The 22,010-nt window shown below is 62.0% G+C and carries 18 protein-coding genes; 6 read left to right on the forward strand and 12 right to left on the reverse strand.

Going from position 1 to position 22,010, the window contains the following annotated elements; genetic code table 11:
- The first annotated feature begins 113 nt into the window (after positions 1-113).
- The 3 genes from CWC48_RS26060 to CWC48_RS26070 all read left to right on the forward strand — a co-directional run bounded on the left by CWC48_RS26060 (position 114) and on the right by CWC48_RS26070 (position 3,017).
- Positions 114-1,523, forward strand: a complete 1,410-nt coding sequence (locus tag CWC48_RS26060) for a circularly permuted type 2 ATP-grasp protein (RefSeq protein WP_100490678.1) — start codon at positions 114-116, stop codon at positions 1,521-1,523.
- Positions 1,524-1,525: 2 nt separating this feature from the next.
- Positions 1,526-2,476: an alpha-E domain-containing protein gene (locus CWC48_RS26065; RefSeq protein WP_012724311.1), complete on the forward strand. Its 951-nt coding sequence runs from the start codon at positions 1,526-1,528 to the stop codon at positions 2,474-2,476.
- 112 nt (positions 2,477-2,588) lie between these two features.
- Complete coding sequence (locus CWC48_RS26070) at positions 2,589-3,017, forward strand: nuclear transport factor 2 family protein (RefSeq protein WP_099492023.1); 429 nt, start codon at positions 2,589-2,591, stop codon at positions 3,015-3,017.
- Here the strand turns inward: CWC48_RS26070 and msrA are convergent, their stop codons facing one another.
- The 3 genes from msrA to msrB form a co-directional block, all read right to left on the reverse strand.
- Positions 3,018-3,713 (reverse strand): peptide-methionine (S)-S-oxide reductase MsrA, encoded by a 696-nt coding sequence (msrA, locus tag CWC48_RS26075; RefSeq protein ID WP_078048427.1) that lies wholly within the window; start codon positions 3,711-3,713, stop codon positions 3,018-3,020.
- 92 nt (positions 3,714-3,805) lie between these two features.
- Positions 3,806-5,566, reverse strand: coding sequence for a cytochrome c biogenesis protein DipZ (locus CWC48_RS26080; protein WP_100490679.1), 1,761 nt, complete (start codon positions 5,564-5,566; stop codon positions 3,806-3,808).
- Between the two features lie 35 nt (positions 5,567-5,601).
- Positions 5,602-6,102 (reverse strand): peptide-methionine (R)-S-oxide reductase MsrB, encoded by a 501-nt coding sequence (msrB, locus tag CWC48_RS26085; RefSeq protein ID WP_100490680.1) that lies wholly within the window; start codon positions 6,100-6,102, stop codon positions 5,602-5,604.
- Positions 6,103-6,306: 204 nt separating this feature from the next.
- On the opposite strand from msrB, the gene CWC48_RS26090 reads away from it, so the two are divergent.
- Both CWC48_RS26090 and CWC48_RS26095 read left to right on the forward strand, forming a co-directional pair.
- A complete protein-coding gene (locus CWC48_RS26090) occupies positions 6,307-7,017 on the forward strand; it encodes a response regulator transcription factor (protein ID WP_078048424.1) in 711 nt (236 codons plus the stop codon).
- Complete coding sequence (locus CWC48_RS26095) at positions 7,014-8,480, forward strand: HAMP domain-containing sensor histidine kinase (RefSeq protein WP_100490681.1); 1,467 nt, start codon at positions 7,014-7,016, stop codon at positions 8,478-8,480. Before CWC48_RS26090 ends, CWC48_RS26095 begins: the two co-directional genes overlap by 4 nt.
- Here the strand turns inward: CWC48_RS26095 and CWC48_RS26100 are convergent.
- From CWC48_RS26100 to CWC48_RS26110, 3 genes are all read right to left on the reverse strand, one after another.
- A complete protein-coding gene (locus tag CWC48_RS26100; RefSeq protein ID WP_100490682.1) occupies positions 8,443-9,375 on the reverse strand; it encodes an alpha/beta fold hydrolase in 933 nt (310 codons plus the stop codon). The two genes, CWC48_RS26095 and CWC48_RS26100, sit on opposite strands and share 38 nt — an antisense overlap.
- Before the next feature lie 80 nt (positions 9,376-9,455).
- The gene (locus CWC48_RS26105) at positions 9,456-11,711 is read right to left on the reverse strand and encodes an ATP-dependent DNA helicase (RefSeq protein ID WP_100490683.1); all 2,256 of its coding nucleotides are present in this window, start codon (positions 11,709-11,711) and stop codon (positions 9,456-9,458) included.
- Positions 11,708-13,354 carry a VRR-NUC domain-containing protein gene (locus CWC48_RS26110; RefSeq protein ID WP_100490684.1) on the reverse strand — a complete coding sequence of 549 codons (1,647 nt, stop codon included), beginning with the start codon at positions 13,352-13,354 and terminating at the stop codon, positions 11,708-11,710. Before CWC48_RS26110 ends, CWC48_RS26105 begins: the two co-directional genes overlap by 4 nt.
- 186 nt (positions 13,355-13,540) lie before the next feature.
- Between CWC48_RS26110 and CWC48_RS26115 the strand changes: the two genes are divergently transcribed.
- Positions 13,541-13,765 (forward strand): YgdI/YgdR family lipoprotein, encoded by a 225-nt coding sequence (locus tag CWC48_RS26115; protein ID WP_078048419.1) that lies wholly within the window; start codon positions 13,541-13,543, stop codon positions 13,763-13,765.
- 125 nt (positions 13,766-13,890) lie between these two features.
- Here the strand turns inward: CWC48_RS26115 and CWC48_RS26120 are convergent, their stop codons facing one another.
- From CWC48_RS26120 to CWC48_RS26145, 6 genes are all read right to left on the reverse strand, one after another.
- Positions 13,891-15,300 (reverse strand): lipase, encoded by a 1,410-nt coding sequence (locus CWC48_RS26120; protein WP_100490685.1) that lies wholly within the window; start codon positions 15,298-15,300, stop codon positions 13,891-13,893.
- Positions 15,301-15,335: 35 nt separating this feature from the next.
- Positions 15,336-16,664, reverse strand: a complete 1,329-nt coding sequence (locus tag CWC48_RS26125) for a TolC family outer membrane protein (protein WP_100490686.1) — start codon at positions 16,662-16,664, stop codon at positions 15,336-15,338.
- A gap of 2 nt (positions 16,665-16,666) precedes the next feature.
- The gene (locus CWC48_RS26130) at positions 16,667-17,980 is read right to left on the reverse strand and encodes an HlyD family type I secretion periplasmic adaptor subunit (RefSeq protein WP_078048416.1); all 1,314 of its coding nucleotides are present in this window, start codon (positions 17,978-17,980) and stop codon (positions 16,667-16,669) included.
- Entirely contained in the window at positions 17,977-19,728 is a 1,752-nt protein-coding gene (locus tag CWC48_RS26135) for a type I secretion system permease/ATPase (protein WP_078048415.1), read from the reverse strand. The genes CWC48_RS26130 and CWC48_RS26135 overlap by 4 nt, the downstream gene beginning before the upstream one ends.
- A gap of 103 nt (positions 19,729-19,831) precedes the next feature.
- Entirely contained in the window at positions 19,832-20,200 is a 369-nt protein-coding gene (locus CWC48_RS26140; RefSeq protein ID WP_078048414.1) for a protease inhibitor Inh/omp19 family protein, read from the reverse strand.
- Positions 20,201-20,249: 49 nt separating this feature from the next.
- Positions 20,250-21,683 (reverse strand): serralysin family metalloprotease, encoded by a 1,434-nt coding sequence (locus CWC48_RS26145; protein WP_078048413.1) that lies wholly within the window; start codon positions 21,681-21,683, stop codon positions 20,250-20,252.
- Positions 21,684-22,010: the final 327 nt, after the last annotated feature.

Below are 22,010 nucleotides of genomic sequence, written 5' to 3' on the forward strand. Positions count from 1 at the left end.
TAAGAAAGTAAGGACCAGGCCCGTTGGCACCCTTAGCCACGGCCCTTATAAAAATGCGTTTTTTGAAACGGCAGTGCCACCCAAGCGTCCCTCGGCACTGACAAGGTACTGGAATGGCTCGATGTTTCTTCGATGAAATGAATGACGCAGATGGCGTGTGCCGTGCGCATTATCAGGATTTCTCCCGCTGGCTGGCGAATACGCCGCCGGAACTGCTGGCCCAGCGTCGCCGTGAAGCCGATTTGCTGTTCCACCGCGCCGGAATCACCTTCACCCTCTATGGCGACGAGCAAGACACCGAGCGCCTGATCCCCTTCGACATCATCCCCCGCAGCATCCCCGCCAGTGAATGGAGCGTGATCGAACGCGGCTGTATCCAGCGCGTCAACGCACTGAACATGTTCCTCGCCGACATCTACCACGACCAGCGCATCATCAAGGCCGGGATCATTCCGGCGGACCAGGTGCTGGGCAACGAGGGTTACCAGAAGGCGATGGTCGGCCTGGACCTGCACCGCGACATCTACTCGCATATTTCGGGCGTGGACCTGGTGCGCGACGGCGACGGCACCTACTACGTGCTCGAAGACAACCTGCGCACCCCCAGCGGCGTGAGCTACATGCTCGAAGACCGCAAGATGATGATGCGCCTGTTTCCCGAGGTGTTCGCCAAGCAGCGCATCGCGCCGGTGGACCACTACCCCAACCTGCTGCTCAAGACCCTCAAGAGCTCCAGCCGCCTGGACAACCCCAATGTGGTGGTGCTGACGCCGGGCCGCTTCAACAGCGCGTTCTTCGAACATGCGTTCCTGGCCCGGGAAATGGGCGTGGAACTGGTGGAAGGTGCCGACCTGTTCGTCCACGACCTCAAGGTGTTCATGCGCACCACCGATGGGCCCAAGCCGGTGGACGTGATTTACCGGCGCATCGACGACGCCTTCCTTGACCCCAAGGCCTTCAACCCCGAATCGATGCTCGGCGTGCCCGGCCTGGTCGCCGCCTATTGCGCTGGCAATGTGGTGCTGGCCAATGCCATCGGCACCGGCGTGGCCGACGACAAGTCGATCTACCCCTATGTGCCGGAAATGATCCGCTTCTACTTGGATGAAGAACCGGTGCTACAAAACGTACCGACCTTCCAGTGCCGCAAGCCCGATGAGCTGTCCCACGTCCTGGCCAACCTGCCGGAACTGGTGGTCAAGGAAACCCAGGGCTCCGGCGGCTACGGCATGCTGGTCGGTCCGGCCTCTTCCGCCGCCGAGATCGAGGACTTCCGCCAGCGCATCAAGGCCAGGCCCCACGCCTACATCGCCCAGCCGACCTTGAGCCTGTCCACGTGTCCCACCTTTGTCGAAAACGGCATCGCTCCACGGCATATCGACCTGCGGCCCTTTGTACTCTCGGGCAAGGAAACCCGCCTGGTGCCCGGCGGCCTTACCCGCGTGGCGCTTAAGGAAGGCTCGTTGATCGTCAACTCGTCGCAGGGCGGCGGAACCAAGGACACCTGGGTGGTGGAGGGCTGAGTATGTTGAGTAGAACCGCCGCAGATCTGTACTGGATGTCCCGTTACCTGGAGCGTGCCGAGAACCTGGCGCGCATGCTGGAAGTCAGTTACTCGTTGTCGTTGATGCCCCAGGCCGGACGCAGCGATGGCCTGGACGAACTGGCCATGTCGTTGCTCAGCAGCGGCACACTGGACAGTTACCTTGAACGTCATAAACAGTTGGACGCCGAGCGCATGCTGCACTTCTTCGCCCTCGACGAAGAAAACCCGGCGAGCATCTACAACTGCCTGCGCGCCGCCCGTGGCAATGCCCACGCGGTACGTGGGCGCATCACCGCCGACATGTGGGAAAACCTCAACGCCACCTGGCTGGAAATGCGCAGCATCGCCGCCGGCGGCCTGGCGCGGCATGGCATCAGCCACTTCTGTGACTGGGTCAAGCAGCGTTCGCACCTGTTCCGTGGGGCGACCTCCGGGACGATCATGCGCAATGACGCCTATCGGTTTATCCGCCTGGGCACCTTTGTCGAGCGCGCGGACAACACCCTGCGTTTGCTGGATGCGCGCTATGAAATGTTCGGCGAGGAATCGGAAGAAGTCAGCGATTTGTCGGCACGCGGTTATTACCAGTGGAGCGCCCTGCTCCGTGCGCTGTCGTCATTCGAGGCGTACACCGAGCTGTACCCGAACGCACTGAATGCGCGGTCGGTGTCGGAACTGCTGTTGTTGCGCAGCGATGTGCCGCGCTCGCTGCATGCGTGCATTGAAGAATTGAGCCATATCCTCGCGGACCTGCCCGGCAGTTATGGGCGCACGGCGCAACGGTTGGCGGCGGAGTTCGAGGCGCGGCTAAGGTACACCGGGATTGATGAGATTCTGGAGGACGGGTTGCACAGCCGGCTCACCGAGTTCATCGACACCGTGCGCGAGTTGGCGCGGGCGATTCATAGCTCGTACCTGGAAGTGGTCTGACCCTGTTCATTGCGATCACTTAACTGTCAATTCGGGTGATTGACCCTGCTTTGGTACCGCTCTTATGTTGGGCAGGTGAACTGCCTTCCCATCATAAGAACAGGTACCGCGCATGTCCGAACTCAACCTCACCCCTGCCGCCGCCCAGACCCTGCAACGCTGGCACGCCATGCTGGCGGATCGTAACCTCAACGCACTGCCCGAACTGCTGGCGCCGGACGCCGTATTCCGCTCGCCCATGGCTCACACCCCCTACCCTGGCGCGCCGGTGGTGTCGATGATCCTCAACACCGTCATCAAGGTATTCGAAGACTTCACCTATCACCGCGAACTGGCCAGTGGCGACGGCCACAGTGTCGTGCTGGAGTTCAGTGCGCGCGTCGGTGACAAGCAGCTCAAGGGCATTGACCTGATCCGCTTCAATGAACAAGGGCAGATCATCGAGTTTGAAGTGATGGTCCGCCCGTTGAGTGGGCTGCAGGCCCTGGGTGAAGAAATGGGCCGGCGCCTGGCGCCGTACCTGGCCAAGGCCAAGGGCTGATTACTGGTTTTTCACCAGCACCGGCTCGGCGCGGTATTGGTCGGGGAACAGCTTTTTGAGTTGCGCCACTTTGGGCAGGTCATTGATCACGATATAGGGGTAGGACGGATTTTCGGTGAGGAAGTCCTGGTGGTAGGACTCCGCCGGGTAGAACGTCTTGCCCGTCTCGATGTGGGTGACGATGGGTTTGTCAAAGGACTTGGCTGCGTCCAGTTGGGCGATGTAGGCCTGGGCGATTTTTTGCTGTTCGGCGTTCTGCGCGAAGATCGCCGAGCGGTACTGGGTGCCGGTGTCGGGGCCCTGGCGGTTGAGTTCGGTGGGGTTGTGGGCTACCGAGAAATAGATCTGCAGCAACTTGCCGTAGCTGACTTTGCTCGGGTCGTAGGTCACGGAAACCGCTTCGGCGTGGCCAGTGTTGCCGTCGCTGACGGACTCATATTGCGCGGTGCTCGCGGCGCCGCCGTCGTAGCCGGAAACGGCGTTTGTTACGCCTTGCACATGCTGGAACACGCCTTGTACACCCCAGAAACAGCCGCCGGCGAACACGGCGGTTTGCAGGTTGCTGCTGTCTGCGGGCAGGTCGAGGGCGGGTGGCGCAATGGCGACGGCATCGTCGGAGGCACCGAACGACAAGGCTGGGGTTTGCCCGATGAAAGCGGCAAAGGCAAGCACCGGCAGGTAGCTGAAGATCTTCATAGTGTTCACTCCTGAGCACAGTCCACTGTAGGAGCCGGCAAGCGGCTCCTACGGGGGTGGGTTTTCATATCACCGAGGTGACGGTTTTCGGGTCAGCCGAAGGTGAAGGCGTAGGCCGATACGTTCGGGTCGAGGAATTCGATGGTGAAGGTTCGGTCCTTGACGGCGCCTGGCTGGCGTACCAGTTGGTACAGGCGCTGCTCGGTAACGGTGCCGCTGCCATCCGGCGCGACGTCGGTGCCGTGGGCGGCGCCTGGGGCTTGGCCGTCGACCGTGACGTTGAAGCGTACCGGCTTGCCATCAGCGCCAGGGCCGAGCACCAGGTGCAGGTCTCGGGCGTGGAAGCGGTAGACGATGCGCCCACCGGCCTGGCCGAGGGTGGCTTGCTGGCCACCGACGTTCCATTGGCCTTCCAGGGTCCAGTTGTTCAGGGCCAGGTTGCCGGCGGCCGGGTAGTTCACCACTTGGTTGGTGGCCAGGGTGCCGGTGGTGACGAAGTTTTCGGCGCGCTGGAAGCCCAGGTAGGTTTCCGGCGACTGCACTTCGTGGGTGTCCGGTGCCAGTTGCACGCCCTTGGCGTCGGCCTCGATCAAACCACCCGCAACGTTCTTGGCCCCGGCTTCACGCAGCAACTGCTGGATCACCCGCTCGGACTCGGCATAGTCGCCCTCGCCAAAGTGGTGGTAGCGAATCTGGCCCTTGCCATCGGCAAAGTAATGGGCCGGCCAGTACTGGTTGTTGAATGCGCGCCAGATCTTGTAGTTGTTGTCGATCGCCACCGGGTAAGTGATGCCCAGGTCCTTCATGGCCTTGGTGACATTGCTCACATCGCGTTCAAAGGCGAATTCCGGCGCGTGCACACCGATCACCACCAGGCCCTGGTCGCGGTATTTCTCGGCCCACGCCTTCACGTACGGCAAGGTGCGCAGGCAGTTGATGCAGGAGTAGGTCCAGAAATCCACCAGCACCACTTTGCCCTTGAGTGCTTCAGCCGTGAGTGGTGGGCTGTTGAGCCATTGCACGGCGCCCTCCAGAGGCGGCAGCACACCTTCGATCGGCAGGGTGTCGCTGTGGTTGGCGGCGGCCATCATCGCGCCCCCGGCCATCATCGCCCCGCCCTTTTGTTCCGGTTTGGCGTTGAGCTTGTCCACCAGGCTTTGTTCCAGGCCACCGGTGGATGCGGTCGACACCCGCGCCAATACGCCGGTATCCAGGCCTAGCGCAATGGCGGCCACACCGGCCAGCATCAGCGCACCCAGGCCACGGCGCAGCCACTCACCGGCGCCGAGGGATTGCTTCATGAAGCCAAAGACTTTACCGCCGACCAGCAATGCCAGCGCGAGGGAGGTGGCAGCACCGGCGGCGTAGGCCAGCAACAGCAAGGTAGTGCCGATGCTGGCGCCCTGCAGCGCGGCGCCGGTGAGCACCAGCCCCAGGATCGGTCCGGCGCAGGGTGCCCACAACAGCCCGGTGGCCACGCCGATCAGGAACGACGCGCCCGGGCGCGGCCTGGCATCGGCCCCGGCGGCTTCCGACAAGCGACTGCCGGCGGCTACCAAGGGGCGCGTCAGGCGCTCCGACAGTTGCGGCAGCAACAGTGTTAGTCCGAACAGGGCAACGCACAGCAACGCGAGCCAGCGCCCGTATTGATTGACCTGCACCACCCAACCGCCGCCCACTGCCGCCAGCGAGGCCACCAGGGCGAATGTCACCGCCATCCCCGCTAACAGCGGCAAGCCACTGCGCAAAAACGGCTGCCCGGTGCGAGCGAAGACAAAAGGCAGAACTGGCAGGATGCACGGGCTGACGATTGTCAGCACGCCGCCCAGGTACGCGAGAACCAGAAGCCACATGGGACCTTCCCTTATACGAATGAAAAAACATTGGCCTAAGCCGCCGTGAACGTCATGGCGGCGCCATTCATGCAGTAACGCAGCCCGGTCGGTGCCGGGCCGTCATCGAACACGTGCCCCTGGTGGCCGCCGCAGCGACGGCAGTGGATTTCCTTGCGCACCACGCCATAAGAGGTGTCGGTATGGCTGGCTACGGCGTTGTCCAGTGGCTGCCAGAAGCTGGGCCAGCCGGTATGGCTGTCGAACTTGGTGGTTGAGGAGTACAGCGCCAGCGCGCAACCGGCACAGGCGAAGGTGCCGGCGCGGTGTTCGTCGTTAAGGGCGCTGGTGTAGGGACGTTCGGTGCCCGCTTCGCGCAGGATGTTGTATTGCTCGGCGGTCAGCAGGCTGCGCCATTCGGCGTCGGTGTGGGTGACGTCGAAGGTTTCGGCGGCTTCGGCTTCGGTGACCATGTTGAGCTGTTTGATCAGGCCGCCGGCCAGGACGGCGACGCCGAGGCCGCCACTGGCCAGTAATAGTTGTCGGCGTGAGTACATGATGTTCTCCAATTTATGACTGGCGCAGCGCCTGTGGTGAGCGAGCTTGCTCGCTCACCACATGAGAGGTGCTTACCGTTACCAATGAGGCGATCATGCTCGTGGGACGGTCGCGGAATCCTCACGCAGAGTTAAACAATTCGTGATAACTACACGGTGGCAAAACCCGCACAATGCGCGGACTACAAGCGAAGGTTTATCTACATGGATCAGCCCAAACGTGTCCTGGTGGTCGAGGACGATGCCCATATTGCCGACCTCATCTGCCTGCACTTGCGTGATGAACAGTTCGAGGTGGTGCACAGCGCCGACGGCAACGAAGGCCTGCGCCTGCTGGAGCAAGGCGGCTGGGATGCGCTGATCCTCGACCTGATGCTGCCCGGCGTCGATGGCCTGGAAATCTGCCGGCGCGCCCGCGCCATGACGCGCTACACGCCGATCATCATCACCAGCGCACGTTCCAGCGAACTGCACCGCATCCTCGGCCTGGAGCTGGGCGCGGATGATTACCTGGCCAAGCCATTCTCCATGCCGGAACTGGTGGCCCGCGTGAAGGCGCTGTTGCGCCGCGTGGACGCCATGGCACGCAACCTGAAAATGGACGCCGGCAGCCTCGACCTCGGCCAGCTGTTCATCAACCCGCTGACCCGCGATGCCACCCTGCAAGGCCAGCGCCTGGACCTCACCCCACGGGAATTCGACCTGCTGTACTTCTTCGCTCGGCAGCCGGGCAAAGTGTTTTCGCGCATGGACCTGCTCAACGCGGTGTGGGGCTACAGCCACGAAGGTTATGAACACACGGTCAACACCCACATCAACCGCCTGCGCGCCAAGGTTGAAATTGACCCGGCCAACCCGGCACGCATCCTCACGGTGTGGGGCCGTGGCTACAAGTTTGCCGAGAGCCCGCCATGAAGCTCAGCCTGACCCAGCGCCTGTCGGTGGTGTTCGCCGTATTACTGCTGATTTGCTGCGGCACCTCGGCCTGGCTGCAAGTGCGCTCCAACCACATGCACGAACTGGAAGTAGTGCAAGGCCTGTCCCGCGACCTGGCGGCGCATATTGCCCGCGACACCCAACTGATGGACGCCGACGGCCTCAAGCCCGACGCGGTGCGCAACCTGTTCAGCCAGCTGATGCTGGTCAACCCCAGCGTCGAGGTGTACCTGCTCGACATCGACGGCCGTGTGGTCGGCAACGCCGCACCCAAGGGGCACATGCTGCGCGACCAGGTGGACCTGACGCCGATTCGGCGCTTTCTCAGCGGCGCGATGCTACCGATCCTCGGTGACGACCCGCGCAGCGTCGATGGGCGTAAGGTATTCAGCGCGGCACCGCTCAAGGTCGGCGGCCAGCAGGCCGGCTTTATGTATGTGGTGCTGCTCGGTGAAGCCCACGACGTGTACGACGCCAAGGATGCCACCGGCATGGCGTTGAAGATTGCACTCTGGTCCATCGGCCTGGTCGCCCTGCTGTGCCTGATGGCCGGCCTGATCGCATTTGCCTGGATCACCCGGCCGTTGCGCCAGCTCACCGACAAAGTCGGCCAGTTCGACATCAACGGCGCGCCCAAACCGGCCGAGCCGATTGCGACCGAACTGAACAGCGGCGATGAAATTGCCGTACTCGACCACGCCTTCGTGCAAATGGAGAACCGCCTGGGCGAGCAATGGCGCGCCATCACCCACCAGGATCAGGAACGTCGGGAAATGGTCGCGAATATCTCCCACGACCTGCGCACACCGTTGGCCTCGTTGCATGGCTACCTGGAAACCCTGTCACTCAAGGACGCGAGCCTGAGCCCAGAGGAACGTCGCCGCTACCTCGGCATCGCCCTCGACCAGAGCCGCAAAGTCGGCGGCCTCGCCCAGTCGTTGCTGGAGTTGGTGCGCCTGGAGCATGGCTTTGTACAGCCGGTGATCGAAGGCTTTTCATTGCCGGACCTGGTGCAAGACATCTTCCAGAAATTTGAACTGACCGCCGAAGCACGTGCCATCGCGCTCACCGCCACCCTGCCACCGCGGGTGCCCACCGTGTTCGCTGACCTGGGCCTGATCGAGCGGGTACTCACCAATCTGCTGGATAATGCGCTGCGTCATACGCCGGTCAACGGCGAAATCGAAGTCATCCTGTCGCCCGAAACCAACGCCGTGGCCGTCACGGTCAGCGACAGCGGCCCGGGCATCGACGCGGAGCTGCGCGAAGGCCTGTTCCTGCGCGCGTTCACTATCGGCGGCGCCCGCCGTGACGGCGGCCTGGGCTTGCGCATCGTGCACCGTATCCTGCAACTGCACGGGCGCAGCATTCGCCTGGTGGATCAACCGGGTCGGGGCGCAACCTTCAAGTTTTCCCTAGAAACCCGAGCATCAGCGCGTTGACCCGCTGCCCCTGCTCGTTCTGGATCCAGTGCCCGCAGTTGGGCAGCACGTGCTGCTCAAGCTTGGGCACTGAGTCAGGCATGCGCTTGAGCGTGTGAGCTTCGAAGACCCCCACCGGGTCGCGGTCGCCGATCAGGAACAGCGTGGGTTGCAGCACCTGCCTGCCCGCCAGGCGTTCGCTGCGTTGCCAGTTGCGCTCGAAGTTGCGGTACCAGTTCAGCGGGCCGCGAAACCCATGCTCGGCGAAGGTTTGCACGTAGATATCCAAATCCGCCTGGGAACACCACTGCGGCAAGGCGCCGGGGGCTGCGACGCCTTCAAGCAGCCTGGCGTTCGCCGGTTTGCTTTGCAGGAACACATCCTGGTCCTGCATGAACAGGCGCAAGGTACGCTCGACATCGGCGTTCAATTCCTGTTCGGCTACGCCCGGTTCCTGGAAATACAGGATGTAGTTGAAGCGGTCGGCGTACAGCTCGCGCATGATTTCAATCACCGGCCGCCGTGCGCGCCCGGCGAAAGGCACCGACATCGTGATCAAGCGCGTGACCCGCTCAGGTTCGAGCAACGCCAGGTGCCAGGCCACGACCGCGCCCCAGTCGTGGCCGACCATCACCACCTGCGCATGGCCAAAATGGTCCATGGCCTGCTGGATATCGCCACACAGCGTCAGCAACTCGTAGTCGGCAACTTCTGCCGGCGAACTTGACTGGCCGTAGCCGCGCATTTCCGGGGCAAACACCCGATAGCCCGCCGCCGCCAGGGCAGGAATCTGCTCGCGCCAGGAATGCCAGCACTCCGGAAAACCGTGCAGCAGCCAAATCGGCGAGCCGTGTTCGGGGCCCGCTATGTGGACGCTTAACTCAATACCGTTGACGAGGATTAATTGCGGGCTCATGGGCATAACCTTTTCGAAGGTTTTGCCCAGCGTGCGGCATTGCTCACAGGGCCACCAGCATCATTGATGGCGGGAATAACTCATGCAACCGCCCACCAGCGTGGCAACAACTGGCGTACCCGCGCTTCGCCGAAGCGGTCATCGATCAACATCACCACGCCACGGTCCTGCTGGCTGCGGATCACCCTGCCCGCGGCCTGTACCACCTTCTGAATGCCGGGGTACAGGTAGGTGTAGTCGTAGCCTGCACCGAATATCGCGCCCATGCGCAGTTTCATCTGCTCATTGACCGGGTTGAGTTGGGGTAAACCAAGGGTGGCGATGAAGGCGCCGATCAAGCGGGCGCCGGGCAGGTCGATGCCTTCGCCAAAGGCGCCGCCGAGCACAGCAAAACCAATGCCCTGGCTGTGTTCGGTGAATTGGTCGAGAAACGCCTGGCGCTCGGCTTCGGCCATGCCGCGTGACTGCTGCCACCGTGTGATCTGCGGATGTCGCTCGGCCAGCAACTGCGCCACTTGTTGCAGGTAATCAAAGCTTGAGAAGAACGCCAGGTAGTTGCCAGGCTGCCCGGTGTACTGGCGGGCGATCAGCTCAACGATGGGTTCCAGGGAGGCATGGCGATGCACGAAACGCGTGGAGATTTCATCGACGATACGCACCTGCAATTGCTCGGCCTTGAACGGTGACTCCACATCGACCCATGCCGTGTCGGCCGGCAAGCCCAGCAAGTCGGCGTAGTAATGCCGCGGGCTCAGGGTTGCGGAAAACAGCACGCTGCTGCGGGCAGCGGTCAATCGTGGGCGGATGAATTCGGCAGGCACCACGTTGCGCAGGCACAGGGTCGAGCTGCTGCGCTTTCCACTGAGCTGACGCTTGCTGATATCGAAGATGAAGTGTTCATTGAACAGCTCGGCGACTTTGGCAAATTGCAGCACGTCGAAATAGAAGGATTGCAGGTCGCCACTCAGTGACTCGGGATGGTCATTGAAATATTCGCCCATGCTGCTGGCGCACAGGCTCAAGGCCTGCAGCAGTTTTTCCGGGCGGGCGGCATAGGCCTGGTAGGGCGCGAGCTGGTCCTTGTGCAGCGCATTCCACTCACGGTTGAGGCGCTTCAAGGGTTTCTTCAACGGCTCGGGAGCGGTGTCGCGCAGAGTCTTGAGGTGGTACTGGTCAACACTGGCGCTGTACATCGCGCGGGCCCGTTCGACCAGGTTGTGCGCCTCGTCCACTAGCACCGCCGCCCGCCATTGATTGAGCTGGGCCAGGCCGAACAGCATGGCGCCAAAGTCGAAATAGTAGTTGTAGTCGGCGACCACCAGGTCGGCCCAGCGCGCCATTTCCTGGCTCAGGTAATAGGGGCAGACGTCATGGGCCAGGGCAACGTCGCGCAGGTTGCGCTGGTCGAGCAGGCGCACCTTGGACGCGGCGATACGTGCGGCGGGCAAACGGTCGTAGAAACCCTTGGCCAAGGGGCAGGAGTCACCGTGACAGGCTTTGTCGAGGTGTTCGCAGGCTTTGTCCCGCGCCACCAACTCCAGCACGCGCAGTGGCAGGTCGGGGCTGCTGGCATACAGCACGTCGGCAGCATCCAGGGCGAGTTTGCGGCCGGGGGTCTTGGCGGTGAGGAAGAACAGCTTGTCCAGTCGCTGGGGCGCCAGGGCCTTGAGCAAGGGGAAAATCGTGCCGATGGTCTTGCCGATGCCGGTAGGCGCCTGGGCCATCAGGCAGCGGCCGGTGCTGACGGCCTTGTACACCGTTTCGGCAAGCGAGCGCTGGCCAGGGCGGAAGCCGGCATGGGGGAATGCCAGGGTCTGCGCGGCGCTGTTGCGCGCTTCGCGGTGCGCCATTTCCTGCTGGGCCCAACCGAGGAACAGCGCGCATTGCTGATTGAAGAACGGCTCCAGTTCGCTGGCGTGGAAGCGTTGGTTGAGCAGCGTCTCGCCTTCGCCGACGATATCGAAGTACACCAGCGCCAGGTCGATCTCGGAAAGACCGAGTTTCTGGCACATCAACCAGCCATACACTTTGACCTGGGCCCAATGCAGTTGCCGATGGTTGGCGGGCTGGGCGTCGAGGTCGCCGCGATAGGTCTTCACTTCTTCCAGGCGGTTGGCGTCCGGGTCGTAGCCGTCTGCCCTGCCCCGCACCGTCAACTGCTGATACACACCCTCGAGCGCCACTTCATTCTGGTAGTGCTGGCTGCGCCGTGAGGCGACGGTGCGATGGCCGACAATGCCTTCCTGGGCGCTGGGCGACGGCGTGAAGCGCAGGTCGAGGTCACCGACCTTGGCCGTGAGTTCACACAGCGCACGCACGGCAACGCTGTAGCTCAAGCGGACGCTGCCCAGCGCACATAGCAGACGGTCACCGGCATCTGGTATTCGCCACAGAACTCCAGCCAGCGCAATTGGTTGTCTTGCAGGCGATCGCCGGGTCCCTTGACCTCGATCATGCGGTAGGTCTTTTGTGCCGGCCAGAACTGGATCAAATCCGGCATGCCGGCGCGGTTGGCGCGGATGTCCAGCAGCAGCCGTTCAAACCAGTAGCGCAGGTGTTCGGCGGGCAGACAGGCCAGGGCCTGTTCCAGCAGTTCTTCGCTGAGCAAGTTCCAGAACACGAAGGGCGACTGGATCCCCCACTTTTCGCTGTAGCGCTGGCGGATGGTGGCTTTGTAGCGCTCGTCCTGCAGTTGCTCGAAACAGGCGGCGAACAGTGGCGCGCGGCGCGGGTGGAAGTCTTCGCTGTGCAAATCCGCCGGCCCGCGTTGGAACGGGTGGAAAAACGATCCCGGCAAGGGGGCAAAGATCACGTCCCAGCACAGCAGGCCGAACAGCGAATTGATCAGCCCATTTTCAACGTAGTGCACCGGCCCATCGGGCTCGCTGAGGTGCGCCTGCACGCAGTATTCCACCGACATTAAAGGTTCCGGGAGCGCGAGGTCCAGGTCCAGGCGCGTGACGGGCCGGGGCTTGACCTTGGGCAAGGCCGGCTCGCCCAGTTTGCGCCGCAGGCGTGGCATCACGCGCAGCAGGTGCTGCTGTTCGGCGGCGCTTTCCGGGGCTTGTTGGGCGGTGTTCGCCAGGGCCATGGCTTGCACGTAGTCCTCCTGGCGTTCCAGCACGCGGATCAACCGTGAGCGGGCGCCGGGGTAGGCACAAGTGCGATAGATGCGTTCCGCCAGCGCCAATTCGGCCGTGCGCTCGCAATATTGGCCCACCTGGAACAATAGCTTGGCCCGGCGTTTTTCCAGCCAGGGGTTGTCAGTTTGCAGCGTTGCAACCTGGGCCAATACCGTCTCCAGCGCGTCACCGGTTTCAAAGGCCTGCTGGCACTGGTGCAGGAACAGAAAGCCCAGCACGTCGTCACGGCTGCGCAAACCCCGGGATTCGGCGCAGAACTCGACTTTTTCGTAGGTGTAGATGCCCAGGTCCGCCAGCACGAATTCGGACCAGTCCTGATGCAGGTTGCCAAAGAACATCAAGCGCAGGCGATCGCACAGTTCCATCACGGTGAGGCTGTACAACGTGTCGGCCAGATCAGGGCACCAGTTGGCAAAGCAGCGGCTGTCGGTGAAGTGCGCCGACAACCCTGCCAGCCAATCGGCTTTCTTACCCTTGGGCTGGTCGATCCAGGGCTTGAACGCTGCGAGCAGCTCGCCTTTTTGCAGCAAGGCGAACAGTTCTTCAAAGGCCAGCAGGCATTCGTTATCCACCCAGCCCAGGGCCAGCAGTGGCTCAGCTGCCGCATGGGGGCAACCGATCTCCAGGTAATTGAGCTTGCCCGCACGAAAATGCACACCTTTGCGCATCACCATGCGCACCAACAACGCCTGTGACGCTTGCGGCAACCTGTCAAATTGCTGAATGAAATGCGCTTCGTCAGCATCGAGCAAGTCTGCATAGCGCTGCCCCAGCCATTGCAGGACCTGGCGGAAGTTATGCAGGTAATAGAGCGGTTCTTCGAGGGGATTGGCCATGGTGCGCAGCGATCAAATACTGGTTATGCATACAGAGTGCCGTCGCCAATGCCAGGTTGCAATCGGTAACAGATAAATGGCGCCTGCAACTTTTTGCATAAAAGTGATCAGATGGGGGAGTTGATGGCGTAACATTTGTTGCCCGCGGCCTCTGGCGTGGGACTTTTCAAGGTTAAGGTAAGGGTTATGAACATGAAGAATTTGGGGCTGCCACTGGTTGCACTCACTTTTCTGGTATTGGCCGGTTGCGCAACGCAAACCGTAGTGACACTGCAAAACGGCACGCAGTATTTGACCAAGGACACCCCAAAAACCAAGACCGCCGACGGCTTTTACGAATTCACCGATATCGCCGGCAAGCGTGTACGGGTCAAGGCCGATGACGTGGCCACCGTGCGCCAGGAAAACTGATCCCCCCGAAGCGGGCTTGCTGTGGTGAGCGGGCTGCTGTGGTGAGCGGGCTTGCCCCGCGCTGGGCTGCGCAGCAGCCCCATCAAAATCGCCCCACCGCCGCAGAAAGCCCGCCCATTCCAGCCCTACCCGATCACCACATCGCCCAACCCTCCACTCACGCCCACCAACGTCACCGTATCCCCCCCAACACTGATCACCGTATCCCCGCCGTACTCGCGGTAATCCAAACTCCCCTCCACCCCTTTGAACACCAACGTGTCCGTCGACTGGTACCCGATCACTCGGTCCTGGCCAAAGTGCCCGCTGAACAAAAAGGTGTTATGCCCGCTGTTATCACGGATCGTGTCATTGCCCTTGCCGCCTTCGATAAAGTCCGCGCCCTTCCCGCCCTGGATCAAGTCATTGCCGTCACTGCCAATGATGAAGGTATTGCCTTTGTGCGGCTCGGCGTTGCGGTTGAGGTCCTGCACCCAGGTGTTGGCCCGCGCCGGGTCTGACAGGTTGGCGACGATCACCGTGGAGTCACGGGTCATCTGCTCATAAAAGCCCGATTCGAGAATGCGCGTCATGCCATCGCCATAGCCGGTGGGCAGGTGCGAGATCCAGGTCGGCAGGTTGACGATGGAAAAAGGCAGCACATTCCACAGCGTCGAGGCGTAGTGGTCGTTGAAGCTGACGATATTGTCGGTGGTCGACTCATGGGGTTTGTCGTGCACGCCCAGTGACGACAGGTTGAACGATGCGCCATCCAGCGCACGGAATACCGGGTCGTTCTCGTAGCCGATATTGAGCACCTTGTCGCCGGCGCTCTGGGTGGGCGATGCGTAGGCCACGTAGTTGGCGTCCTTGTAGAAGCCGGCCCACTTATCGGTACTCAGGTCCGCCATGCTATTGACCGCGAGGCCGCCCAGGCTATGGCCGCTGACCACCACATCCTTGCCGCTCAAGCCATGGGCGCTGGCGTAGTCAGCCACGTTCTTGAGCAAGCCGCCAAAGGCCTCACCCACGTAATTCTTCGCATAGTCCTTGGGCCCTAGCGCCGCGAGCAAGTCGCTGACCAGGTCGCCGATGGAGTCGCTGATCAAGGTCTCCCGAGGCCCGGAGGTGCCGCGAAATCCGATGCCGACTTCCAGCAGTTTGCCAGCGTCATCGTACTTGCCCAGCACCTCGACCTGGGCGGTGGTGTAGGCCGCCTTCTCGCCGAAAAACGTACCCCGCGCATCGACCTTGCCGCCATAGCCCAGGGCACTGGCGCTGATCGGCGTCCAGCCGGCCTTTTGCACCGCGTCCAATGCCGCTTTTTCCGAATCAGGGTTCCACGGGATGCCCGGGATCACGCCCTGGGAATCCGTGCTGCCCAGCAATGCCCCGACCAACGTGGCCGGCAATCCCAGTCCCAGGCCATTGTGCTGGTAACCCACGGCAAAACCGTTATCCAGGTTGTGATAGCTGTACAACGTGATCGCCATCGCATCCGCAAACAAGGCCTTAGAGCCCTCGCTGCCGAGGTTTTTATAGTCAAATACACCCATATCGATCCCTCTCTTATTGTTGTCAAACCCCACAATCAACGCCCAAACGCCTCATCCACCTTGGCCAAATCGGTATCGCGCAGGTTGCCCGCGTAGTAATGCAACTTGGTCCACGCCATCAAGTAGTCATACCGCGCCTGCGCGAGATCACGTCGAGTGCTGTACAACTGCTGCTCGGCGTTCAGTGCATCAAGGTTGACCCGCTCCCCGCCCACGATGCTTTGTTTGGTCGACACCACCAGCGCCTCCGCCGATACCAGGGCCTTCTGATACGCCCTCAGCTTGCTCACCCCCGACAGACACGCGCTGAACTGTCGACGCAGCTCGATCAGGGTTTCGCGGGTCTTGCCTTCAAGCTCGTACTCGGCCTGCTCCATGGCACGGCTGGCCTGGCGGGTCGACGCCGAGATGCCGCCCCCGGCATACAGCGGCAGGCTGACTTCGACGCCGATGGTGTTGGTGTCATAGCGCTGGTTGTAGGTGTTGCCGCTGTCCGACTCCTGCTGACGCGAGCTGGCATATGCGGTGACCTTGGGCAAGTGCCCGGCGCGGTTGCGCTCCACTTCATAGCGCGCCACTTCCAGGGCCTGGCGCTGGGACGCCAGCGTGGGGTTGTTGCTGATCGCCAGTTCATGCCAGGTGTCGTAGTTGGCCGGGGTCAGGGCGAACGCGGCAAAACCCTGGTTCAGCGGTGCCAGGTCATCGATGTTGACGCTTTGCACGCCGATCAAGGCGCCCAGTTCGCGCAAAGACGCATCCTGCTCATCCAGCGCCTGGATCTCTTCGGCGGTGGCCAGTTCGTAGCGCGATTCGGCTTCGAGAATGTCCGTGCGGGTCCCCTCGCCTTGCTGGAACAAATGCCGGTTCTGCTGGAACTGTTGCTCGAACGCCTTTTTCTTGGCGCGAGCGATATCGATCTGGTCCTGGGCAAACAGCGCCTGCGTGTAATAGCTCAACACCCGCACCAGCAGCGCCTGGCTCTTGTCGCGAAAGCTCTCATCGGCAAACAGCGCCTGGGCCACGCCCTTGCGGTAGTTGGCGTAAGCCTCGTAGTCGAACAGCGGCTGTTGCAGGCTGAACGTAGAACCGTAGCTGTTGTAGTTGCGGTCATCGTGATAAGTGCCTCCGCGCCCGTCCGGCAAGGTGGCCTGGGAGTTGTTGCGACCCTTGTTGTAGTTGTAGGACAGCTTGGGCAGCAGGCCGGCGCGGCCAATGGCGCGGTTTTCCAGGCCGGCGTCGCGCTCCTTGATGGCGCCGAGGAATACCGGGTCATTACGCAAGGCCTGCTCGTACACATCGAACGGGCCCATGGCCGCCTGGGCGGTGGAGCAGCTCAACAACAAGGCGATAAACACAGGTTTCATGTCTATTCCTCGGTCAACGCGGAGCCGGCGCGGTCGAGCAGCGGCTTGAACAGATAGTTGAGCAACGAGCGCTCGCCGGTGCGCACGAACATCTCGGCGGGCATGCCGGGCTTGATCACCAGGCCGTGGAGTTTTTCCAGCGCGGCGTCGCTGACCGTGGTGCGCAGCACGTAATAGGGCGCGCCGGTCTTTTCGTCGAGCATCTGGTCGGCGGAAATCAGGCTGACCTCCCCCGGTACCCGAGGGGTGCGGCTCTGGTTGAAGGCGGTGAACAGGATGTCGACTGGCAGGTGCGTGCCAACCTTGTCCACCAAGTGCACCGGCAAGTGCCCTTCCACCTCCAGGCGTGTGCCCTGGGGCACGATTTCCAGCAAGGTTTCACCGGCGCGCACCACGGCGCCCTCGGTGTGCACACTGAGATTGACCGCGATGCCGTCTGCCGGGGCATTGATTTCGCTGTGTTGCAGGTCGAACCCGGCGGAGGTGAGTTGCTGTTCCAGGGTCAGGCTGCGCAGTTGCGCGTCGGCCAGTTGGCTGCGCACTTCCTTCTGGTATTCCTCGCTGTGCTGTTGCAATTTCAGACGCGATTCAAGAATGCCCTGCTCGACGCGGCCACTTTCCCCGGTGTTTTGCGCCAAGTCCTGCTGCACCTGGGACAACTGGCGCTGGTACTCCATCAGCCGGTTACGCGGGATGTAGCCGTTGTCCGCTAAGGGCTGCAGGTTGCTCAGTTGGTCGCGCAGGGATTGCGCCTGGGCAGTGAGGTCACTGCGGGCACGGCGCATGCCGCCCAGCTGCGCCGTGGCGCCGTCGATATTCGCGCGGATGCCGGCCTGCTCGCGGGCAAAGGCTTCGCGACGGCTGCTGAACAACTGGCGCTGGCCTTCAAGCACCAACGCCAGGGCCGGGTCGGGATTGGCGCTCAGTTCAGCGGGAAAGCGGATGCTGGTGTGGTTATCCCGTTCGCTTTGCCAGCGTGCCACGCTGGCCCAGGCCATGCGGTACTGGGCCTGCAGGGACTGCACGTCGGCCTGGTGCTGGGTCTGGTCGAGACGAAACAGCGGCTGGCCCTGCTTCACATGCTCGCCCTCCTTCACCAGAATCCGGCTGACCACGCCAGGGCTCAAGGTCTGCACAGCCTTGCGCTTGCCCGACACCACCACCGTGCCCTGGACCGGAATGCCTTGGTCCAAGGGCGCCAGGCTGGCCCACAGGAAAAACCCACCGGCACCGACCAGCGTCAGCAGCCAACCCATGCGCGCAAAAAACCGGGCGTCGCGCTCTTTGAAGCGTGGTTCAACAGTAATGCTGCTCATGCGCCTGGATTCCTTCCGGCCTGGTACTGACGACTGAAACTCACGCCGGGTTTTTCCTTCGGCGCCTCCTGCTGGCCGGACAATGCCCGCAGCACTTCCTGGCTGGGCCCGAACGCCTGCAGATGCCCGTCGCTGAGCACCAGCAGCTTGTCGGCCTGGGCCAGCGCCGAGGAGCGATGGGTCACCAGCACCACGCTGCTGCCCTGGGCTTTCATCTGCACGATGGCACTGGCCAGGGCGGCCTCGCCGACGGTGTCGAGGTTCGAATTGGGCTCATCCAGCACGATCAGGCGTGGCCCGCCATACAGCGCGCGGGCCAGGGCTACGCGTTGTTTCTGGCCGCCGGACAGGCCGCCGCCGTTGTCGCCAAGCACCGTGTCGTAGCCCTGGGGCAGGCGCAGGATCAGTTCATGCACGCCGGCCTGCTGCGCGGCACGCACCACCTGCTCGGGGTCGGCATCGCGAAAGCGCGCGATATTGTCGGCAATGCTGCCGCTGAACAGCTCGATGTCCTGGGGCAGGTAGCCGATATGCGGGCCAAGGTCGTCGCGATCCCAGCGGTGAATGTCAGCACCGTCCAGGCGCACGGTGCCGGCCAGCGTCGGCCATACCCCCACCAGCACACGGGCCAGGGTCGATTTGCCGGAGCCCGACGCGCCGAGCACACCCAGTACTTCACCAGCACCCAGGTTGAAGCTGACCTGGTGCAACGTCGCCATACGCCGCCCCGGCGGGCCGGCACTGACCTGCTCGAAACTGACCTGGCCCTTGGGCGCCGGCAGCTTCATCTGCTCGACTTCCGGGGGAAACTCACGCAGCAAGTCATCCAGGCGTTGATAGGCCAGCTTGGCCGAACTCCATTGCTTCCACACCGCAATCAACTGGTCGATGGGGCTCAACACCCGGCCCATCAGGATGGAGCCGGCGATCATCATCCCGGCAGTCATGTCGCCCCTGATCACCAGCAGTGCGCCCAGGCCCAGCACCAACGACTGCAGGCACAGGCGCAGGGACTTGCTCAGGGAAGTGATCACCGAACCGGTATCGCTGGCCGCGTTCTGCAGGCCGAGGAACTGCGAGTGCACGGCAAACCAGCGGCTGCGCAGCGCGCCGAGCATGCCCATGGCCTGGATGGTTTCGGCGTTGTGCAAGTGGCTGGTGGCCAATTGCGTGGATTGCTGGGAGTAACCGCTGGCTTCGCCCAACGGTTTTTTGGTCAGGTATTCATTCAGGCACGCCAGCCCGATCAGCAGCACGGCACCCGCCGTGGCCAACACGCCCAGCCATACGTTGAACAGGAAAATCACAAACAGGTAGATGGGAAACCACGGCGCGTCGAAAAACGCGAACAGCGCAGGTCCCGTGATGAACTGGCGGATATGGGTCAAGTCGCCCAGGGACTGTCCGGCGTGCCCCTGGCCGCGTTGCAGGTTGCGTTCAAACGCGGCCTTGTAGACGCGCAAGTTGAAGCGCCGCTCCAACTGGCTGCCAATACGGATCACGATAAAACTGCGGATCACCTCCAGCAGGCCTATAAAGGCAAAGAAGCCCACGACCATCAGCGTCAACATCACCAGGGTGGTTTCATTCTGGGAGGACAGCACGCGGTCGTACACTTGCAGCATGTAAATCGACGGCACCAGCATCAGCAGGTTAATCAATGCAGTGAAACAGCCCACACTGATCAAAATACCTTTGTATTCACCCAGCGCCTTGAATAACGGCGCGACGGCATGGGACTTCGCCATGGCTTTTCATCTTCCCTGAAGCAAATTACGCGCAATAGTTGCCCCAGCCCCGATGCACGGAGCGGTCAACTAATAAAATCAAGTGATCGGCTTATAACCGCAACTAAGGTGTACGTTGCAATACAACTTCCAGGCCAGTGGGCGTGCGCCCTTTATATTCGCCTTCCTTCTGCCGGTTGAGGTGGGTAATGCCACTGCCTTCGGCGTTCATCAACCAGATCCCGTCCGGTGTTGGGGTCCAGGTCAGGGGCTTGTCGCCCAACCATTGCGCGACGCACGCCACATCACCGCCCAAGGCATTGGCCTGCTCCAACAGGTCCAGCGCGCACACTTGGCCCTGCTGGTGCAACTGCCAATGCCCGGCCAACTGGGCGGTGGTGGGTAATACGAGACTGCTCGCCATTGCGTGGGCTCCTGCCGACACGAACATCACCTGCACGATGCAAATGATCAAAGTGAAAAAACGCTGCATCTTGCTGCTCCAGCCGTAAAGCGCGGCGCCGAAGCGCCGCGCCCGTGCATCACGCCACGATGTCGCTGACCGCTGCCTGGCCGACGGTAGTGACGAGGAAATCCGCCACGCCGTGACCGGAGAAGTCCACTGCCAAGGTGCCCAGGTTGGTACCTGCGGCGTAGGTCAGCACAGCATCGCCGGCATGCCCGGTGAAGGCATTGACGAAGGTCAGGCCTGCGCCCTTGGTGATACCGGACAGGTCGATCTTGTCCGAACCCGAGGTAAAGTCAAAGATCTTGTCCGCAGCACCAGGCTTGGAATCGGAGCTGGCACCGAACACAAAGGTGTCGTTGCCCGCGCCGCCCCACAGTTGGTCCGCCCCGCCGCCACCGTAGATCAGGTCGTTGCCGGCCCCACCCTTGATGACGTTGGCCGCGTTGTTGCCAATGATCAAGTCATTGCCCGCGCCGCCGAAGGCGTTCTCGATGGTCACGCCCTTGGCAATGGACACGTTGCCCACCAGGCCGCCAACGTCGGAGAACGACGCTTCATTGAGGTTGATCTTCTGGTTCTGGGTGAAGCCGGAGAAGTCCAGGGTGTCGTTGCCACCACCGTCCCACACCGAGAACACCAGCTTGTCGGCATTGGAGGTGGCGCTGAGGAAATCACGCCCGGTGTTGGAGTTGAAGCCGTAGGTGGTGTCGCCAGCGCGGGTGTTGTAGTTGGCGCCGTAGAGCTTCTGGATCGCCGCGATGTCGTCGATCAGCGGGCCGGACGCGTAAGCCTCGACCCCGCCTTTGCTGAAGTTCTGGTTGGTGTTGCTCTCGCTCCAGTAGCTCATCAGGCTGTAGCCGCGCGTGTCCTGTCCATAGGTCGCGTCGTTGTAGGTCGGGTTGCCATTCCCGGCGTTGTAGTCGCCAGGGTGGGCCAGGCCCAGGGTGTGGCCGATTTCGTGGGTCAGGGTTTGCCGGCCGTAGTTGTTCAGGTCCGGGGTCTTGTTTGGCGTGTAGCTGTTGTTGGTCAGGTACCACGACGTGCCGTCGTAGCCTGCGCCGGTGCCGGGCAGGTAGGCGAAGGCGGCCGCGCCGTCCTGGCCGCTGCTGTAGTTGCCAAAGGTCATGTGGCCGTCACCGCCGGTGGCTTTCTCGGTGAAGGTGACGTTGGCCACGTCCGCCCAGGATTGCATGGCCAGTACGGCCTGTGCTTTTTGCTGTGCGTTGAACTGGCTGAAGCCTGCGATGCCATGTTTGTTCATGGTGCTCGAAGAGGCCGACGTCAGGAAGGTGTAGGTCAGGTCGATCTTGCCGTTGCCGTCAAAGTCCCGGTACGCGGCGCCGTCACGCAGCAGCTGGGTGGCCGCCTGGTCAACGGTATAGGAGGGTTTGCCATTGATCGTGAGGTTGCCGCCACGGTCATACAGATGGCTGAAGCTATCGATTTGCGAGTAAGCGGTGCTGGCTTGCGCCGCCGACACGATAGCCTTGTCTTTTACTTTTGACATAAACGTACTTCCTTGTTTGCAAGTGCATCAGTCTTTGATCGATAGGAACCCCGCGGGCGAGATCGTCCTATCACTCGCCTCTTTTGAAGGCGTAAGAAAACTGACACAACTTGAAATCTTTCGTCTACATCTTTTCCAGCACTAAAAACCGCCGAACCTACAACTTGGGGAAGTTACAGGCCGTGTTTGTTGGGCAGCGTGGCGTTTGTCCGACAAAAAACAACGCCCAGTTATTTAAATATTAAATAGCACTAACGCCGATCAAGTTGACCGGCGCTGTTAGTTATTGGATCCATTATATTGCCAGGGTGTCATTGGCAACATTAA

It is taken from the genome of Pseudomonas sp. S10E 269, assembly GCF_002798465.1.
Taxonomy (GTDB): Bacteria; Pseudomonadota; Gammaproteobacteria; order Pseudomonadales; family Pseudomonadaceae; genus Aquipseudomonas; species Aquipseudomonas pergaminensis.

Excerpts from the sequence above, each read along its gene's own strand:
- CWC48_RS26065 (WP_012724311.1), top strand. The coding sequence starts at position 1,526 with ATGTTGAGTAGAACCGCCGCAGATCTGTACTGGATGTCCCGTTACCTG.
- CWC48_RS26145 (WP_078048413.1), bottom strand. The coding sequence starts at position 21,683 with ATGTCAAAAGTAAAAGACAAGGCTATCGTGTCGGCGGCGCAAGCCAGC.
- CWC48_RS26110 (WP_100490684.1), bottom strand. The coding sequence starts at position 13,354 with ATGGCCAATCCCCTCGAAGAACCGCTCTATTACCTGCATAACTTCCGC.
- CWC48_RS26080 (WP_100490679.1), bottom strand. The coding sequence starts at position 5,566 with ATGTGGCTTCTGGTTCTCGCGTACCTGGGCGGCGTGCTGACAATCGTC.
- CWC48_RS26120 (WP_100490685.1), bottom strand. The coding sequence starts at position 15,300 with ATGGGTGTATTTGACTATAAAAACCTCGGCAGCGAGGGCTCTAAGGCC.
- CWC48_RS26135 (WP_078048415.1), bottom strand. The coding sequence starts at position 19,728 with ATGGCGAAGTCCCATGCCGTCGCGCCGTTATTCAAGGCGCTGGGTGAA.
- CWC48_RS26100 (WP_100490682.1), bottom strand. The coding sequence starts at position 9,375 with ATGAGCCCGCAATTAATCCTCGTCAACGGTATTGAGTTAAGCGTCCAC.
- CWC48_RS26070 (WP_099492023.1), top strand. The coding sequence starts at position 2,589 with ATGTCCGAACTCAACCTCACCCCTGCCGCCGCCCAGACCCTGCAACGC.
- CWC48_RS26060 (WP_100490678.1), top strand. The coding sequence starts at position 114 with ATGGCTCGATGTTTCTTCGATGAAATGAATGACGCAGATGGCGTGTGC.
- msrB (WP_100490680.1), bottom strand. The coding sequence starts at position 6,102 with ATGTACTCACGCCGACAACTATTACTGGCCAGTGGCGGCCTCGGCGTC.
- CWC48_RS26125 (WP_100490686.1), bottom strand. The coding sequence starts at position 16,664 with ATGAAACCTGTGTTTATCGCCTTGTTGTTGAGCTGCTCCACCGCCCAG.
- CWC48_RS26090 (WP_078048424.1), top strand. The coding sequence starts at position 6,307 with ATGGATCAGCCCAAACGTGTCCTGGTGGTCGAGGACGATGCCCATATT.
- CWC48_RS26115 (WP_078048419.1), top strand. The coding sequence starts at position 13,541 with ATGAACATGAAGAATTTGGGGCTGCCACTGGTTGCACTCACTTTTCTG.
- msrA (WP_078048427.1), bottom strand. The coding sequence starts at position 3,713 with ATGAAGATCTTCAGCTACCTGCCGGTGCTTGCCTTTGCCGCTTTCATC.
- CWC48_RS26130 (WP_078048416.1), bottom strand. The coding sequence starts at position 17,980 with ATGAGCAGCATTACTGTTGAACCACGCTTCAAAGAGCGCGACGCCCGG.
- CWC48_RS26140 (WP_078048414.1), bottom strand. The coding sequence starts at position 20,200 with ATGCAGCGTTTTTTCACTTTGATCATTTGCATCGTGCAGGTGATGTTC.
- CWC48_RS26095 (WP_100490681.1), top strand. The coding sequence starts at position 7,014 with ATGAAGCTCAGCCTGACCCAGCGCCTGTCGGTGGTGTTCGCCGTATTA.